11 protein-coding genes are annotated in these 17,466 nt (G+C 58.0%); 5 read left to right on the top strand and 6 right to left on the bottom strand.

Annotated elements, in window-relative coordinates:
- Positions 1 to 105: 105 nt before the first annotated feature.
- Together M7Q83_RS09340 and katG are read right to left on the bottom strand one after the other, a co-directional pair.
- Positions 106 to 945: an MATE family efflux transporter gene (locus M7Q83_RS09340; protein WP_298337873.1), complete on the bottom strand. Its 840-nt coding sequence runs from the start codon at positions 943 to 945 to the stop codon at positions 106 to 108.
- 497 nt (positions 946 to 1,442) lie between these two features.
- A complete protein-coding gene (gene katG / locus M7Q83_RS09335) occupies positions 1,443 to 3,644 on the bottom strand; it encodes a catalase/peroxidase HPI (RefSeq protein WP_298337871.1) in 2,202 nt (733 codons plus the stop codon).
- A gap of 1,013 nt (positions 3,645 to 4,657) precedes the next feature.
- Between katG and M7Q83_RS09330 the strand changes: the two genes are divergently transcribed.
- Both M7Q83_RS09330 and M7Q83_RS09325 read left to right on the top strand, forming a co-directional pair.
- The gene (locus M7Q83_RS09330; RefSeq protein ID WP_298337870.1) at positions 4,658 to 6,226 is read left to right on the top strand and encodes an HRDC domain-containing protein; all 1,569 of its coding nucleotides are present in this window, start codon (positions 4,658 to 4,660) and stop codon (positions 6,224 to 6,226) included.
- A 78-nt stretch (positions 6,227 to 6,304) separates the two neighbouring features.
- Positions 6,305 to 7,819 (top strand): serine hydrolase domain-containing protein, encoded by a 1,515-nt coding sequence (locus tag M7Q83_RS09325; protein ID WP_298337868.1) that lies wholly within the window; start codon positions 6,305 to 6,307, stop codon positions 7,817 to 7,819.
- 357 nt (positions 7,820 to 8,176) lie between these two features.
- On the opposite strand, the gene M7Q83_RS09320 is transcribed toward M7Q83_RS09325, so the two are convergent.
- On the bottom strand, positions 8,177 to 8,608 hold the full coding sequence (locus M7Q83_RS09320; protein WP_298337866.1) for an OsmC family peroxiredoxin: 432 nt from the start codon (positions 8,606 to 8,608) through the stop codon (positions 8,177 to 8,179).
- A gap of 467 nt (positions 8,609 to 9,075) precedes the next feature.
- Between M7Q83_RS09320 and aspS the strand changes: the two genes are divergently transcribed.
- Together aspS and M7Q83_RS09310 are read left to right on the top strand one after the other, a co-directional pair.
- A complete protein-coding gene (gene aspS, locus M7Q83_RS09315) occupies positions 9,076 to 10,845 on the top strand; it encodes an aspartate--tRNA ligase (protein ID WP_298337864.1) in 1,770 nt (589 codons plus the stop codon).
- Positions 10,846 to 10,847: 2 nt separating this feature from the next.
- On the top strand, positions 10,848 to 11,981 hold the full coding sequence (locus tag M7Q83_RS09310; protein ID WP_298337862.1) for an AAA family ATPase: 1,134 nt from the start codon (positions 10,848 to 10,850) through the stop codon (positions 11,979 to 11,981).
- A 5-nt stretch (positions 11,982 to 11,986) separates the two neighbouring features.
- On the opposite strand, the gene M7Q83_RS09305 is transcribed toward M7Q83_RS09310, so the two are convergent.
- The 3 genes from M7Q83_RS09305 to M7Q83_RS09295 all read right to left on the bottom strand — a co-directional run bounded on the left by M7Q83_RS09305 (position 11,987) and on the right by M7Q83_RS09295 (position 15,493).
- Positions 11,987 to 13,264 carry a cytochrome P450 gene (locus tag M7Q83_RS09305; protein ID WP_298337860.1) on the bottom strand — a complete coding sequence of 426 codons (1,278 nt, stop codon included), beginning with the start codon at positions 13,262 to 13,264 and terminating at the stop codon, positions 11,987 to 11,989.
- 131 nt (positions 13,265 to 13,395) lie between these two features.
- Positions 13,396 to 14,805, bottom strand: a complete 1,410-nt coding sequence (locus M7Q83_RS09300) for a M20/M25/M40 family metallo-hydrolase (RefSeq protein ID WP_298337858.1) — start codon at positions 14,803 to 14,805, stop codon at positions 13,396 to 13,398.
- Between the two features lie 97 nt (positions 14,806 to 14,902).
- Positions 14,903 to 15,493, bottom strand: a complete 591-nt coding sequence (locus tag M7Q83_RS09295) for an MBL fold metallo-hydrolase (protein WP_298337856.1) — start codon at positions 15,491 to 15,493, stop codon at positions 14,903 to 14,905.
- 269 nt (positions 15,494 to 15,762) lie between these two features.
- On the opposite strand from M7Q83_RS09295, the gene M7Q83_RS09290 reads away from it, so the two are divergent.
- Positions 15,763 to 17,466, top strand: a 1,704-nt coding sequence (locus M7Q83_RS09290; RefSeq protein ID WP_298337854.1) for a hypothetical protein, incomplete at its 3' end; no start/stop codon positions are given.

Below are 17,466 nucleotides of genomic sequence, written 5' to 3'. Positions count from 1 at the left end.
CCAGGCCGCTCTGTACTTGATCCCATTCTTAGCGGCGTATTCCGAAAGTTTCATACTATCAGTATGGTACGGTTCGCCATAAACATTCCACAAATCGCCACATAATTATACTACTAGTTCAAACGCCCAACACTCCAACCCTACCTGAAAGGCACCGAGCTTTGCAGTCCCCATCCGAGCAGCCACGCTCACAGCGACAAGAGCTGCTACCTGAAAGCCGACGGCGCGAGCGAAGAGATTACCTCCGGTGCGCAACTGCGCCCTCACCACGTTCATGCGTGGAGCCCAGGGGCGTCGCTCAGCCCGAAGGATCAAGAGAAAGAGCACTCCACCAATAACCTGCGCACCTAGATTCGCAATCGCGGAGCCAACGAGACCAAACCTCAGCGGATAGACGAGCACGGGAGAGGCAATCGCTGAGATCACGTTTGCCAACACGACAATCTGCACGGGACGTCGCGTCTCCTGTACTCCCCGCATCCATCCATTACCAGCCAACACGACAAGCATCCCAGGCACCCCAAGGACAGCTACGCGAAACCAGGTCACTGCGGCCCGGGCAGTGGGGCCGGCCCCACCAGCAAGCAGCCGAATGAGTGGTCCGGCCAAGAGCTCACCGATCCCAACGGCGACAACACCCAGAACAAGAGCCAAAAACGTCGCCGCGACTCCCTCATCAATTGCATCACCACGGCGACCGGCCCCGAACCAACGAGCTGCACGCCCCGTGGCTCCATAGTCCAAGAAGACGCCAAGCATGGCAACCAACGACACAAGTGTCCCCCCAACACCTAGGGCCCCAAGTGGCACTGAACCAAGATGGCCCACCACCGCAGTGTCCACAAGCACAAAGCAAGGCTCAGCAGCGAGAACAACAAACGCCGAGGCAGCAAGACGCCACATCGATCCGGAGATCGCCTCCGGTCGGTTCTTATCGGGGTCCATATGCGCGAATCTACCGGGGACTACCTTCGTTCCAGCACGCAGGCATTCGTTCCGTGCGTCCCTACCACGACGACTCACGTAGGTTTGGGGTCCACTTACTGCTTCACCCAAGCTCACTTCACTCAATCCAAAGCCAGATCCTGGGACTCTTCAGTCGGGTGGGTCCGCGGACCTGAGCCTCATGACCTAGATTTTGGAGCGCTCGCGGTCGCGGCCACCTCCGGGTGTACCGTCAGTTGGTCTGTGAAATTCTTCCTGTTCCCACCTTCTCAAGGTTTGCAGAGCAACCCCAAAAAGCCTTGACACTCCCACTGACGGTCAGCGTCGTTGCCGCTGCTATTCATTGCTATCAGCTCCGTCGAAGGAAACTGCTATCGGTGTCAGCACAGGAGCGACGACCCACCTCATCGGCCCTATCACCATTGACACGGCCGACGAGGTTTGGCATCTCGGCGATTCGATCGGAAACGCGTAGCTACCGTGCGGCGCGAGCCTGGTTAGCGCAGATCGAACCGATCCAGATTCATCACCTTGTCCCAGGCTGCCACAAAGTCGCCTACGAACTTCTCCTTCGCATCATCGCTGGCATAGACCTCCGCGATCGCTCTGAGCTGTGAGTTCGAGCCAAAGACCAGGTCTACCGCTGTGGCAGTCCATCTCGGCGCTCCCGTTGCCCGATCATGGGCTTCATAGACCTGATCCATTGTCGTCGATGGCTGCCACTCGGTGGTCATGTCTAACAGGTTGACAAAGAAATCATTACTCAATACCCCAGGCCGTGTCGTTAGCACGCCATGTGGCGAGTTTGCAAAATTGGTGTTCAAAACCCGCATGCCGCCGACCAACACAGTCATCTCGGTCGCAGTCAACGTCAATAGATCGGCTCGCTCCACCAGTAGGTGTTCAGCCGGGAGCTTCTGATCACCGACCAGAAAGTTACGAAATCCGTCAAAACGCGGCTCAAGAACCGCAAATGACTCGACGTCGGTTTGCTCAATCGAGGCGTCCGCACGCCCCGGCATAAACGGAACCGTACATTCAACCCCGGCACTCCTTGCCGCCTGCTCGATGCCCACACATCCACCCAAGACGATCAGGTCAGCAAGGGAGATGCGCATATCCCCCGCCTGGGAGGCGTGAAAATCACGTTGAATGTCCGCTAGCGTCGCCAATACGTGAGCGAGTTCCGGGGGGTTGTTGACCTGCCAATCCTTCTGCGGTGCGAGCCTGATGCGAGCCCCATTGGCACCGCCTCGCTTATCAGTCCCGCGGAACGTGGACGCTGCCGCCCACGCAGTCGTTACCAACTGCGAGATCGAGAGTCCGGATGCGCCCAACATGGCCTTGAGCGTACCAATCGCTTCGACATCGACCAATGGGTGATCCGGCTCAGGAATTGGATCCTGCCAAATCTGGGTTTGCACCGGCACTAAAGGACCAACGTAGCGGGTAACAGGCCCCATATCGCGATGAATCAGTTTAAACCAAGCCCTTGCAAACGCATCGGCGAACTCATCAGGATGCTCATAGAACCGCCTCGCTATCGGTTCGTAGATCGGGTCCACCTTGAGTGCGATGTCGGTCGTCAACATCACCGGGAAATGACGCTTAGAGGGATCATGCGCATCAGGCACGGCTTCGCTCGCACCAGGATCCTTGGGGATCCACTGCTGGGCACCGGAAGGACTCCGTGACAACTCCCAGTCATAGCGAAAGAGATTCTCAAAGAAACCGTTGTCCCAATGCACCGGATCGTCGGTCCAAGCGCCCTCTAGGCCACTCGTCCAGGCATCAGCACCCTTCCCAGTTCCGTAGAGGTTTCGCCAGCCAAGCCCTTGCTGCTCCAACGGGGCGCCCTCTGGCTCGGGTCCGATGTAGCGCTCTGCGTTCGGAACTGCGCCGTGAGTCTTGCCAAAGGTGTGACCACCCGCCACCAGTGCCACCGTCTCAACATCATCCATGGCCATACGAGCGAAGGTCTCTCGGATATCCTTGGCAGCAGCAAGTGGGTTTGGATCGCCATTTGGACCCTCCGGGTTCACGTAGATCAACCCCATCTGTGCAGCCCCGAAGGGGTTGGCAAGCTCACGATCGTCGCTATAGCGATCGTCTCCGAGCCAAGTCTCCTCTGGGCCCCAATATGCATCCTCCTCTGGTCCCCAGATATCTTCGCGACCGAAGCCGAATCCGAACGTACGGAATCCCATCGACTCAAGCGCACAGTTGCCCGCAAAAACGATGAGATCCGCCCACGAAACCTGCTTCCCATACTTCTGCTTGATCGGCCAGAGCAAGCGACGAGCCTTATCGAGACTCGCGTTATCCGGCCAGCTATTGATTGGAGCGAATCGTTGGTTACCGGTTCCCGCACCACCACGCCCATCGGAGATTCGATACGTTCCCGCATCATGCCACGCCATCCGCACAAAGAGTGGCCCATAGTGACCCCAGTCAGCCGGCCACCATGATTGTGAATTGGTCATCACCGCCGCGATATCACGTTGAAGCGCCTCGACGTCGAGATCCTTCAATGCATGACGGTAGGAGAAATCGGCACCCAAAGGACTCACCGAGCGCGCATGCTGCTCGAGAACCCTTAGGTTCAACTGGTTGGGCCACCAATCCTGATTCGACCGACTACCAATCGCGGTTGCGGTAGGTAGGACTGGGCACTGCCCTTGATGTTCCAAGTCTGACATAACTATCCTCTCTCTCATTTACTTTCCTGCAGGGGACACCGATATCGATGCCGCGATGACCGGGTTTTCCCATTCGCTACCGAATAGCTGGGTGCTGCTTCGCCGTCTAGGCCCGCAACATTGTCTGTCGTAATAGAACGATTCTGGGGGAGAGAGCCTCGTCTTCTTCCAAGAGTTAGCACTGTCTCCATGAGGCTTCCCACTGCGAATGGCAGCCTGAGTTCCGATCCCTGTCTCGTCTGGATCGTGATGGTCGACCGGAGAGCTCACCCGTGCCCTACCGCTCGTGGAGTGCCTTGTCGATAGCCAGCACGAGACCTCAGACCAATCTGGCCCTACCAGAGCTCGCAGGTCGAAGAAGCCTAGATCTGAAGATGCCCGCCGTGGGCATCGCCTCAGTCCGATACAACACGAAGTCAGTAGCTGTGTTCTCGCAGCAAGAGCGTACGCGCCTTCTATCCCTGCGGTTACCACAGCTCTCAGAGCAGCTGACTGTGTAACCTCATTCGCATTGTCACTCCCGCGAGTGACCAGTCTTGCCTCCACGTCATCCAACTTTACCACTTATGCTTTTGGAGTGTCACCATTTTTAGAATTCTTCTAATCTTTTCTTTTGCTCACTCTACAGAGGTCGAAGGCACCATCGTCACGACGTGGGTATCCCTGGCGGTCCCCATCAACCCCAGCGACATCTCGGCGGAGGAACTCGCTTCAGCCTGTTACCAACAACTGCCAGCCGACACCGGGCCATCGGCGCTCCGCCTGGCGGATGATAGGCACCTGATCACACGGCACGCAGCGGTCTATTGGTTCGCTTCTGAGCACCCTCCTCCTGCGTGTAGGGAAGCTGCCCCTATCCAGCTCTCATCGCGTGCCACACCATCGAGCCAAAATCAGCCAGGAGCATCGCACTACGACGTGACGCCGTCCCCTCCAGTCAATTACGCAGCCGTGTTCCCCCAGACCACCAACCAGCAAAGGATACACGATCGTCACCTGGTAGGGTCTCAACCATGCGACAGGCACAGGCACTCGCGAGACTCATCAAGGGCGACTCCGTCTTCTTAACTGGTCCACCAGGGGCTGGCAAATCGTATGTGCTTCGCCAGTTTGTGCATCTCGCTCGACGTCGGGGGCTGACCATAGCGGTCACTGCTTCGACCGGTATCGCAGCCACACAGATCGGCGGCGCGACCATCCATTCGTGGTCTGGCATCGGTATTCGGGACCAGCTCGCACCCAATGACCTTGCAAACCTTTCATCGAAAGATCGCCTCGTCCGCAGGTACCTCACCACCGACGCACTCATCATCGATGAGATTTCGATGCTCTCCGGCAACTTCCTTACCATGCTCGACCAGCTCGCCCGGACGATTCGCGGCACCGACGCACCGTTCGGAGGCCTCCAGATGGTACTTGTCGGTGATATGTTCCAGCTCCCACCGATCAATCGAGATTCGAGCGAGATCGATTTTGCCTTCCAATCCGCAGCGTGGAGGGATCTCGACCCCCTCCCCTGCTACTTGACAGAACAACATCGACAATCCGGTGACGAACTCGCCGAGGTGCTCAGTGCGATGAGGGATGGGTCGCTCGGTCAAGCGCATCTTGCTATCCTCAACTCCCGCATCGGCATACTCCCGAGTGACGATCATGAGCCGACGCACCTCTACTCCCACAACGTCGATGTCGACGCCATGAATGCCCAACGACTCGCTCGTATTGGCGGAGAGGTACATACCTATACGATGGAGCTCCGTGGCCCACCAGCGCTCGTCGAGCCAATGCGCCGTGGCGTGCTTGCCCCAGATGAGTTAGCCCTGAAGGTAGGTGCAGAGGTCATGTTTGTCGCGAACGATCAGAATCTCCGCTACGCCAATGGCTCGCTCGCTCGAGTAGTTGATCTCTCCGGTCCGTGGCCAATCGTCGAGCTCGCTGCTACTTCACGTCGCATGAGTGTCGAACCGCATGCATGGGTGCTCGAGGAGGATGGAAGTACCAAGGCTGAGGTCCGGCAGTTGCCACTGCGTCTCGCATGGGCGATCACGATTCATAAGAGCCAAGGCATGAGTCTCGATGCAGCAGAGATCGATCTCTCCCGATCTTTTACTCCAGGGATGGGTTACGTCGCTCTTTCACGGCTCCGAAGGCTTAGTGGCCTCTACCTCAAGGGTCTTAACACGATGGCTCTCCAACTGCATCCTGAGATCTACGATTTCGATCGCGAACTCCGCCGACGCTCTGATCGCCTCGCAGAGGAGACGGACGACATCCTCGTTGAGGAGGTCGACACCGACGAGGCGGTTTCGACCGTCGACGCCACCCCACTCGATCTGAATCTCTTCGCCCTACTCAAAGCATGGCGTCGCGAGCAAGCCAGGGCTGAAGGAGTGCCAGCGTATGTGATCGCCCCCGACATGACACTCGCTGACATCGCGACGAGGACACCGCAAGACAGTATCTCACTCCTACGCATCAAGGGGATGGGCACCACTCGCGTCGCCCGCTATGGCGAAGCCATCATCGCAGTGGTACAACACTCTCGCAACCCCCCACCAACCCAGGATTCGCTCTTTGGCTGAGGCCAACGACCTCCCCTAACGACATACTCCTTCGATTCCATGAAGGTATCTTTGCACTCGGGCCTCTAGGGTGCTGCTATGTCAGAGTTCCAACATCCTCGACCCGCAGACGCCGCCGAAGACCTCGCCGCATCAACCGTTGGCCCCATACTCTCCTCGAGCTTCCTCTCCATCGATCACTTGTTCCTCAGCTTCTTCGAAGAATACAAAGTGCCCGGCTTGGCTTGGGGAATCGTGGATCGCAGCGGGCTCATTCACCACGGTGCCCATGGAGTCAAGAACGTCGTAAGTCAGCTCGCACCTACCCACTCCGATATCTTTCGCATCGCCTCCATGACCAAGAGTTTTACGGCACTGTGTGCCCTCCATCTTCGGGACCTAGGGAAGATCAATCTCGCTGACCACGTCATGCACTGGCTCCCTGAACTCAACCTCCAAACAGCATCATCTGATGCTCACGCACCGATCACCATCGGTGATCTCCTCTCCATGTCGTCAGGGCTGGTGGAGGATGATCCGTGGGCTGATCGTCAGTTAGCACTGAGTCAAGAGGCCTTCCTTGAGGTGTTGTCCAATGGGATTGGCCTTGACCTTGTGTCTGCAACAGCCTTTGAGTACTCTAACCTCGGCTACGCCATCGTCGGAATGATCATCGAACGAGCAGCCGGGGTGCCTCTCTCTGCGGTCGCCACTGAGGCGATCTTCGACCCACTCAACATGGTCGCAACGACCTGGGACCTGCTGGCATCCGACCCGACTCGAGTCGTCTCAGGTCACAGCCTCTGTGACGGGCAGTGGCAGGTCGAACCGCTCTTGGGCGACGGAGCCTTTGGCGCCATGGGGGGCCTTGGGTCGACGATTGAAGATCTCGCAAGGTGGGTCGCTCTCCACCTCAACGCCTGGGCAACACCCCAGCAGTTGGGTGCATCGGTGAAGAGCTCCACCCTTCGCGAAATGGCCGATATCCACCGTGTCATGGCACAGCCTCGCCTGACAGGCCCCGATCTGATCGCCCAAGGTTACGGCTACGGACTGATGATCACACACCATCGACTGCTTGGTCGAGTCGTTGGTCACAGTGGAGGACTACCCGGTTATGGCTCTCGCATGGAGTGGCTCCCGGAGTATGGAATCGGTATCATTGCGCTGGCGAACAGGACCTACACTCCTTTGACCGACGTCGTTCGAAGAGCTCTGACCCTGCTCGTCGAGGAGGGTTTCGTGACGGCGCCAACACGACAGCCATCTCTAGAACTTCAACAGGTCTACGAAGCAGTCAATGATGCCTACCTAGATCCCGAACGACAGTCCTTACTCCAGGAAGCAGCCCTCCCCACCTATTCGCTCGATCGAGATGATGAGCGACGCCCGCCAGACTTGCCGTCACTGCGCCAAACCTACGGACAACTCATCGCCACTGACCCACTCATCCCAACGGGATCGCTCCGTGGGCACTGGAACTTGCGGTGTCAAAACGGGACACTCAGCGTGGAGGTCATGCTCGGTCCTACCACTCCTCATCGATTGCAGTTCCTGAAGATCAACGGAGACCCGGCGCCCGATGGAGTCACGGAAGATAATCAGCATCGCTGACCCTGACCCTGACCTTGTCTTGGCCATGCGCCGTCGCATACTTCGCACCTCAAAGGGCAGACCTTGGGACCAAAAGTCGTACCGCTTCTGCACCTGGGCACCCCGACTGGGCGCCGTAGTCAAGGACCCTCTCGCGGCGAGGTGACGTGCAGCCTCTAGCTGTGTCGTTGCTCTGGCCGTGTCGTTGCTCTGGCCGTGTCGTTGCTCTGGCTGTGTCGTTGCTCTGACCCTACCGATGGCCTGATGGCGACCCTCGTTAGTAATGGGTCACCGCGACTCCACCGACCACAATCATCGAGCACCGCCGCCTAGTCGAGAGGTGTGTGCAAACAATGCTAACCCCGAAAAGATGGCTGCTTACTCGAAGGTCAAGTCGATCTGGGTGCCAGCTAAGGCCTTGCTAACGGGGCAGGTGCGCTTGGCATCCTCGGCGATTCTACGGAACTCGCTCTCATCGATACCACGGGCTGCTCCACCCACCACAAGGTCAATACGGGGAATGCGAAATCCACCCTCTGGGTCAGGACCGAGATGGACCTTCGCACCAATCGTTAGATGAATCTCCTCCCCTCCAGCTTCCCCGAGTAGGGCGGAGAACTGCATTGCAAAACACGAAGTGTGCGCAGCAGCGATCAGTTCCTCTGGGCTTGTCGTGCCTTCAGCATGATCAGCAGCCCGCTTCGGGAAGGAGACCTCGTAAGAACCGACGCCCGAGCTCGTGAGTGCCACTGTGCCCGCCCCCTGCTCCAGTGATCCACGCCAGGTTGTTTGTGCTTCTCGTATCGGCATACCGTCTCCTTCATCCACTCGCACACTAGGACCTCATCTTATCTCGATGGGCCGAGTACCGACTCGCCATTCCTCATGATCGACACCTGACAAGCGACGAATCGCAACAGACGAGGGACCGGCCACGAGCTCCGTGTCCCCTATGGCCATGTGGTACACAAACGCTCGCGTGTTCCCAGGTGGATTCGACCCCAGCGGTCGACCGTCCCCGCAGCCTGCTCGGCCCTCACTTGCTATGCCGTCTCTACCGATCACCACCAGGCAAAGCTCGCCATCTTCTCCTCGTCAAGATGCCAACCGCCTTCTGTCGGGGGTCTGCCAGCAGGGTCAGTACCTCCGGCAGGTAACACAGATGAGTTCGCGGCAACGCCTCTTCATGTCGCACTTACTCCTACAAGGTGTACGAAGCGAACACACCCAAACTTGCCGTAGGATGGTAGATCGATCTACTGGAGGGAACTCGTTCTATGCAACCTTTCGATAACTACGCTGCCGCGCCAGAACCAGCCGGCCTCCGAACGGCCTATGCGAGCTCACTCAACGAGACGCGTGTCGGAGAGGTCGTGCAGGTCTGCGGATGGGTGAATCGAATCCGTGAACACGGCGAGCACCTCGTCTTTGTCGACGTACGCGACTTCACCGGCGTCGTGCAGTGTGTGGTGCCACGGAGTGAGAACCTACACCCTGAATGGGTTGTGCAGATCACTGGAACCGTTGCGGAGCGACCAGAGGGCACCGATAACGCCCAGCTCAGTACCGGACGAATAGAACTCCGTGACCCTAGCGTCCGAGTGCTCGCCGAGGCGGAGCCCATCCCCTTCTCACTCGACGATCGAGTGGAACTTGACGAAGCAACACGGTTGCGATACCGCTATATCGATCTGCGAAGAACACGGATGCAGCGCAACCTGCGGCTGCGGTCAGTCGTCAATGCCGCAATTCGTCGTTCGATGGAAGAGCAGGGCTTTGCCGAGATCGAGACCCCGTTGCTCTGGACCCCCACCCCTGAGGGGGCGCGAGAGTTCTTGGTGCCGTCACGCACGCAACCACAAAACTTCTATGTACTTCCGCAATCGCCACAGATCGCCAAGCAACTTCTTATGGTCGCCGGCTTCGACCGTTACTACCAGATCGCACGTTGCCTACGCGATGAGGACCTTCGAGCTGATCGCCAGTTTGAGTTTACGCAGTTGGATCTAGAAGCCTCGTTCGTCACCCAAAGCGACATCCTCAACTTTGTCTCGCATGCTATTCGAGCAGTCGTGCGAGCAGTTCGGCCCGAGGCCACCATCGAGATCGACACCATCACCTGGCGTGATGCCATGAACCGCTACGGTTCCGACAAGCCCGACCGTCGCTTTGGAGCCCAACTGCATGATGTAACCACCATCTTTTCGGGGACCAATGTGAAGGCACTCACCGCCCCGAGCGTCCAAGCTATGATCGCACCAAGTCCGTTAAGTCGTGCACGCCTTGATGAACTCGTCGATCGAGCGAAGGGGCTTGGCGCCAAAGGTCTCCTCTGGTTGCGGGTCGAAGAAACGGATGGCCAGCTCTCACTCAACTCTCCGGTCTCCAAGTTCCTCAGTGACACAGAACAGCAACAACTGATCGATGCCCTCGCGGCGAAGGCGAACGATGTCATCTTGATGGTGGCAGATGATTGGGAGAAAGCCGTCACGATCCTTGGGCAAATTCGTCTTGGCCTCGGCAAATCGCTGGCTGATCACGAAATGCTCGACTTTTTCTGGGTCATCGACTTCCCACTCTTCGAAGGTCTTGATGAGTTTGGTATCCCGATCTCTGCCCACCATCCCTTCACGATGCCCAATGAGGATGACTTTGCCCTCCTTGATACCGATCCACTTTCGGTGCGGTCACAGTCATATGACCTAGTTTTGAACGGATGGGAGCTTGGATCGGGATCTATCCGAATCCATACGTCCACCATCCAGTCCAAAATCTTCGAGGTCCTCGGTATCGACGAAGAGACGGCCAGATCACGCTTTGGCTTCCTGCTCGATGCCTTTAAGTATGGGGCTCCTCCACATGGAGGCTTCGCCTTTGGCATTGATCGCCTCAGCGCCCTCCTCGCTGGAGAGGAGAACATTCGGGAATTAATCGCCTTCCCGAAGACGCAGAGCGGTTCTGATCTTATGACGGGTGCGCCCAAGATGATTGCTACCGACGTACTCGCCCAACTCGGTCTTCAGCCGACGGCCCGCGTCAAGGATTAGGTGTGGACGAGCTTTTCCGCCAAGAGCTCGATCCACGCCGACTACCGCTTGCGGTACGCATGCGACCCACCTCACTCGATCAGGTACGAGGTCACACTGCGCTTCAAGGCGCTGACGGAGTGTTGGCGCGTATCGTGAAGGGGGAAACTCCCTTTGCGCTCGTCCTCGCTGGTCCACCAGGCGTCGGCAAGACCACGATCGGATCGCTCATCGCCGCCGAACGGCAAACAACCTTTATTCCGCTATCGGCGACAACTCTCGGGGTCAAGGACATCAAGGAGCTTGCCCTTGACGGCCAGCGCCGTCGCGATCTCGGTGAGATCGAGCCGGTCTGTTTCATCGATGAGATCCATCGGTTATCACGCACCCAACAGGATGCACTTCTCAAGCCGGTCGAGGAGGGCTATTTCTCCCTCATCGGCGCAACCACCGAGAACCCGTATGTGGCCCTCAGTCCCGCACTGCTCTCGCGAATCGAGGTGGTACGGCTCGCCCCGCTCGCTGACGAGGTGTTGCGGGCGCTGATCCTTGACGCGGTGGCCATGGAGAAGGCATCCATCGACGACGAGGTGACAGCTGCGATCATCTCCCATGCCAATGGTGACGCCCGATCAGCGCTTGGCATGTTGCAACGGGCCATCGAGGTCGCGAACCATCAAGGTCAATCGCATCACATCACATCGCTGCCTTCACCGCCCGAGTCAGTTGGGATCGACCAATCATCCCACTATGAGATGACCTCTGCACTCATCAAGTCGATGCGTGCCTCCGACGCGACCCACGCGATCGATTGGCTTGCCCATCTACTCGTCGCTGGCGAAGACCCTCGGTTTATTGCGCGGCGCCTGGCGATCTTCGCTGCCGAGGATGTGGGCCCAGACAACCTGGCGACGCTGCTCTATGCAAACGCTGCTCTGACAAGCGTCGAAAAGATTGGCATGCCAGAGGCCAGAATCATCTTGGCAGCCGTCGTTCTGCGCCTCGCTGAGGCTCCCAAGTCACGACGCGCTATCGACGCTATCGACGCCGCGATGCGCAATGCTGCCACCACACAGCGTGCGAGCGTTCCCGAACACCTTCGTGGCACCATCGCTCATATCGAGGCACGCTATCATCCCCCGGTCGATGGCGAGTAGCGGCGCTAGCCTGCATCGATTGGGAGTCGCTTTATACCCGCAATAAAGTTTGACACCAACATCTCGGGCTGGTCCATCACGTGGTAACCGGGCATCACCACTACCATCTCTCGAAGAACCGCCACGATCTCAGCGCGCGCCAGATGAGCACCAAGGCAATGATGGGGCCCATATCCTCCGAAACCAAGATGGCGAGTGCTGTCGCGATTGAGAAGAAAACGATATGGATCGACAAAGACCGTCTCATCTCGATTGGCTGATGGGTACATGAGGAGCACCCTGTCACCCACCTCGAGTGGGACCCCAGCGAGTACCGCTGGCCGTGCGAGCGTTCGACGCATCCAAACGACTGGAGAGGCGAGTCGGACCACCTCTTCGGCCGCTCGTCCGAGCTGTTCGACGCTTGGATGCTCGATGAGTTCCTCTCGTACGTCTTGGAACTCCGACAACGCGATCATACCCATACTCAGTGCGTTCCGAGTGGTCTCATTGCCTGCGACCAGCAACAAGATGAAAAATGAGGCTAGCTCGCTTGTGGAGAGAGCGGCTCCATCGACATCAGCCGACAACAATGCTCCGATCACGCTATCATCGTGATGATCTGAGTGGGCGAGCTCCCCCATAAACTCAGTCAGCTCAAGGGCAGCGGTGAGAATCGACTCATCTGGAGTGAAGTTTGGCGGGACAAACTCGGGGTCCAGCGCCCCGAGGATGCGCTGAGATCGTTCGAGCACAAACTGATCCGCCTCCTCTGGGATACCCATAATCTCTCCGATGATACGCAGCGGCAACGGGGCGGCAACGGCACTCACAAAGTCAAAACGTTCCTGCTCCCTCGCTTGCTCGACGAGGCGGTGGGCCACCAACGCGATCTCCGCGTCCAAACGCTCAATGCGACGCGGAGTAAAGGCACGCAGTACCACCCGGCGCAAGTGTGCATGGCGAGGATCATCGCTGTTGATCAGCGATCCGAAGAACTCCAAAAATTCCTCAGGCAAATCGATGATCGAGACCGCTCCTCGTCCGGAGATGAAGGTCTCCGGATCGCGCGACGCGGCAAAGACGTCCTCATAACGCATGATGGCATGATAAGTACCCTGTTCACTCTCCTCGGTGCGCAACCAATCCGGAATTGCGAATTCGGCGACTGGTCGCTCCCGACGTAGCGTTCGAAAGGCACCCTCTCGTACCTGGTACTCTCGCTGCCAAAAGTCGAGGTCTGAAAGATCGATCTCCCCCAGAGGCAGTTGTTCAACCGGCTCGAACCAACTGTGAGAAGGCATCTGTCACCTCTTTGTCGCACTCGTGTTCCTCCAGAGACTACCAGCCGTGTCGATCAGCTACACATAGAGCCGGTCCAGGGCCTGGCTTTACATCAGGGAGAGACTCGTACAAACTCGAACGGCTCAGGTGTTCATCGCGGGACTGCACCCAGAACGGCAGCTAGGGTGGTGGCAACACCGATGGCGGCCGGTAAATAGAGGGACTCGTCTGGACCGTGTGCATTGCTGCCCGGGCCAAGCGCACCCGTCGCGACAAAGTCAGCGTTAGGGAAACGCTCACCTAGGGTCGCCATGAAGGGTATCGAGCCACCCTCGCCACAGAAGGCAGCCGGCCTCCCAAACCCCTCCGTTGAACCCTCTTCGAGCGCTGCTGCGAGCCAAGGACTAGGTTCCTTGGCCACCCATCCCTGTGCCGGAGACTCGGTTTCGATCTCAACATGAGCCCCATAGGGCACGTCCGCAACAAGCAGGGCAACAAGCTGTTCTTGAGCAGCCCTTGCGTTGACCGTCGGCGGAAGCCGCAGCGAGATCTTGCCGGTGGTAAAGGGGCGTAGCACATTCCCTCCGTCGGGCACCCGAGGGACGCCGTCGATGCCGATAAATGAGAGCGAAGGGCGCCAGGTCTGGTTCAAGATCCTCTCAGCACCATCAGTGCCCATCAATTGTGTGGTTCCAAGCAGTGGAAAGAGACGAGCCAGTGGATCACCCAAGTCTTGAGAGAGTCGCTTGGCCTGCTCTTGATGGAACGTGGGGATCTCGCTATTGAGAAACTCCGGCAAGATCGCACCAGTCTCTGGGTCCTCGATCCGAGAGAGCAAACTGCGCAGGATGCGAAAAGATGATGGTACCACACCACCGGCTTCACCGGAGTGGACACCATTCTCTAATACCGAGACGTTGATAGAGATCACAAGGTTACCCCTCAGCGACGAGGTGACCCAAAGTCGCTGAAAATCGAGGCCGCCTGAATCAAGGCAGACGACGAGGCGTACCTGACCAATGGTCGGTAGCAGTTCTTCGAGATGTGCGTCGAGATCAGGACTGCCACTCTCCTCACAGGCCTCCACGATCAACACACAATGGGGGTAACTGATATGTTGGCGTGCGAGCTCTTCCACCACGGCGATGACGAGCGGCGCAGCATACCCATCATCCACCATGCCCCGGCCGAAGAGGTGCTCTCCATGTAGGACACTCGCAAAGGGGCTCAACCCCTCAGACCATGGATCAGTCGCTGGCTGTTTGTCCAAATGCCCATAGAGCAGTACGGTTTCCTGGCCTGGCGAGGGCTCACTCCCGGGGATATCGACGACGAGTAGTGGGGTTCGACCGGCGATACGTTGAATGGAGCTAGTAAGGCCGGGCACTTCGCGCGCATCAATCCAACGCTGATAGAGGCCAAGGGCACGTTCAATGTGTCCACTCTCGACCCAGTTCCGATCAAACGCTGGCGACAGACAGGGTATCGATCCGTATTCGGCGAGGAGCGAGACAACGTCCGTTCGTATGGTGGATTCAAGATGAGCGCGCAAGGATTCCATAGTCCCAGTACTCTAGTGGCTCCATGCTCTGGCAGCTCGGCCCCATCATGGTCCCGCACGCAGATGATGGACCCAAGCGATCACGAAGCCAACCGGTTCAGACCACCGGTTCCATTACATCGGGCCGGAATGGTCGTCCGTGGCCGGGGATAATCCAGTCAGGGTGGAGATCGAGGACGCGGCGGCGAGAGCTAGCCAACTGAGCAACGCTCGGTGCATAGGGATCCTCGAGCGGCCCCTCTTCGGTCCACCACAGATGGGTATAGACGCACAGGCCATCACTGGTCGTAATAGCGACACTGACATCCTCTCTGGTGTGACCAGGTGTCTCAAAAAGGCGCACATTCGGCGAGATGCGATAGCCCTCGGCCGGGCGACTCGTCCAGTCATCGCCGTGGTAGATCGCGTGATAATCATGGACACTGGCTCGCTCAAAGAGCGCAACATGGAAGGTGTGGTCAAGGTGATGGTGACTCAGCACCACCTCAGTCACCTTCTCGGGGCCGATCCCGATGCTTGCCATGGGACCAAGAATGACCTCCCGCGCCGAGACCATACCGGGATCGACCACGATGACCTGATCCTCTTCGAGTAACAGCAGCACCGTGCCCGTTACCTTCGGATCAAGCGAACCTACGTGGACAATCAAACAAAGGCATTTTTCACCAAAGACCCCGAAACGTTGCAAAATTCCCTCCAATCGCTTACCACAGCTTCGAATTCCGTAGCAAAACCCCAATGAGTGATCGTAATCAACTGGGAAGAGCGATCTGCCATCCTCCGATTTTGAGATCTCTTCACCACTCACGCCGCCGAGAACAGGGCCCAAGAGTAGCGTCTCGACCACCCAGTGTTCGGTTCACCAAACTGTTCGATTAAAGCCATGGCTTGCTTGGCAAACCTCGCTCCATCGGGCTAAGGTAGCTTGAGACAAGCTTGTTGAACAGGGGGTCCAGAATGAGTTGGCGGGTATTCAAGGGTTCAATTGCGCTCGGACTCAGTTTTGCAGTCGCGACTTCGCTGACACTTTTCGCCACAGAATCAACGAGTTACGCTACGCCAACGATTGCTCGAGCTGAAGGAACCGTCGATGGTGCCCCCTATGAGGTCCAGGTTCCACCAAACTTCAACGGAACCCTCCTGCTCTACTCGCATGGGTATGTCTTCGATGGAGCGAATAATCCAACCCCAATCGATGCCTCAGACCCCATTAGCCAGGGGATCCTTCTGAGTCAAGGGTACGCCCTCGCTGGTTCGAGCTACTCGCAACAAGGGTGGGCAGTCAAGGCGGCCCTGACCGATCAGATTGCCACCTTGAATCTCGCCAAAGCCTATGTCTCGAGTCATAGCACAACGCCCATCTCGTCGGTCATTCCCTGGGGCGTCTCGATGGGTGGCGACGTGACTGCCGGCCTCGTCCAACAAAACATCGGTACCTTCTCCGGATCGATGATTGCCTGCGGTGTTGACGGTGGTGCGGTTCCAATCTGGAACCAACAGTTAACCGCTCTCTTTGCCTTCAAGGAGCTGATCGACCCGAGCCTTCAGATCGCTGACCTCTCCTCCCCCGCGACGGCCGAAACCCAGCTCGTAACCGCGCTCGAGGCACTTAACACTGCCGCTACTACTCCTGCTGGCCGAGCGCGACTCAGCCTCGTCGCGGCGCTAGGGGACATCCCAGGCTGGTTCTGGAACGGTTCGATTACCAGCCAACCCAACGACACAGCCGCAGGCATCGCCACCCAGCTCACCGACCAAATCGAATGGCTGGCCACGACGGATCTACCCTTCTCCTTCCTCGGCCGTGAAGATCTCGAAGCGAAGGCCGGCGGCAATCCGAGTTGGACCACCGGCGTGCAGTATGCCTCCGTCTTGAAGAAGTCGATCGACGCGGGAGAGGTCCAGGCCCTGTACTCAGCGATCCCCTCCTCTGCAGGGGTGAGCCTCGCTGGCGACTTAGCAACGCTACAGGATGCAACGCAGATCAGCGCCGATCCAGCAGCGGTCACCTACCTCCAGAATGCAATCGACATCAACGGCGAGACCGGAGACATCCCCATTCTCACCATGCACACCATTGGCGACGGGCTCGTCTCACCCCAGAATGAGACCGCCTACAAAGACGCGGTCGATGCCGCAGGCAATGGCAACAACCTTGCCCAAGTCTATGTCAACAACGCAGGACACTGCGAGTTCAACCCTGCCGAACTGGTCGCGGGGATCGACACCGTACACGCTCGAATCGTCGAAGGTTCGTGGAACCCCACGCCAACCAGCCTCAACACGTTAGCCAACGCCATTATTGCTGAGGTTCCTGATGCTGCGGATGTCTCCATCACCACATATGATCTCACTGACCCGCTGGGAGACACCTCAACCCTCGAACCCCATGCCCCGGACTTTGTGTCCTACCATCCTGGTGCACCATTGCGGCCCTATCAGCAGGGTTATACTACCACCACCTCCCGCGGCCAGCTCTCCTACCACGCAGCTCCTCCCCGTGGCTCGCTTGCACCTGGCACCTCGACAGCGCCGATCATCGGTATCGCCGCGACGCCAGCCGGCAACGGATATTGGCTCGTCAATGCCCATGGGCAGGTCTTCACCCGTGGCAGCGCGAAGTTCTATGGTCAGGTAGCGGCGACGATGCCGAATCCCTGG

Origin of the sequence: Ferrimicrobium sp., from assembly GCF_027364955.1 — a bacterium.
Taxonomy (GTDB): Bacteria; Actinomycetota; Acidimicrobiia; order Acidimicrobiales; family Acidimicrobiaceae; genus Ferrimicrobium.
This window is presented reverse-complemented; position numbering and strand designations above follow the sequence as displayed.

Coding starts and splice junctions, on each gene's coding strand:
- M7Q83_RS09325 (WP_298337868.1), top strand. CDS start 6,305: ATGTCAGAGTTCCAACATCCTCGACCCGCAGACGCCGCCGAAGACCTC.
- aspS (WP_298337864.1), top strand. CDS start 9,076: ATGCAACCTTTCGATAACTACGCTGCCGCGCCAGAACCAGCCGGCCTC.
- M7Q83_RS09300 (WP_298337858.1), bottom strand. CDS start 14,805: ATGGAATCCTTGCGCGCTCATCTTGAATCCACCATACGAACGGACGTT.
- M7Q83_RS09330 (WP_298337870.1), top strand. CDS start 4,658: ATGCGACAGGCACAGGCACTCGCGAGACTCATCAAGGGCGACTCCGTC.
- M7Q83_RS09320 (WP_298337866.1), bottom strand. CDS start 8,608: ATGCCGATACGAGAAGCACAAACAACCTGGCGTGGATCACTGGAGCAG.
- katG (WP_298337871.1), bottom strand. CDS start 3,644: ATGTCAGACTTGGAACATCAAGGGCAGTGCCCAGTCCTACCTACCGCA.
- M7Q83_RS09305 (WP_298337860.1), bottom strand. CDS start 13,264: ATGCCTTCTCACAGTTGGTTCGAGCCGGTTGAACAACTGCCTCTGGGG.
- M7Q83_RS09340 (WP_298337873.1), bottom strand. CDS start 945: ATGGACCCCGATAAGAACCGACCGGAGGCGATCTCCGGATCGATGTGG.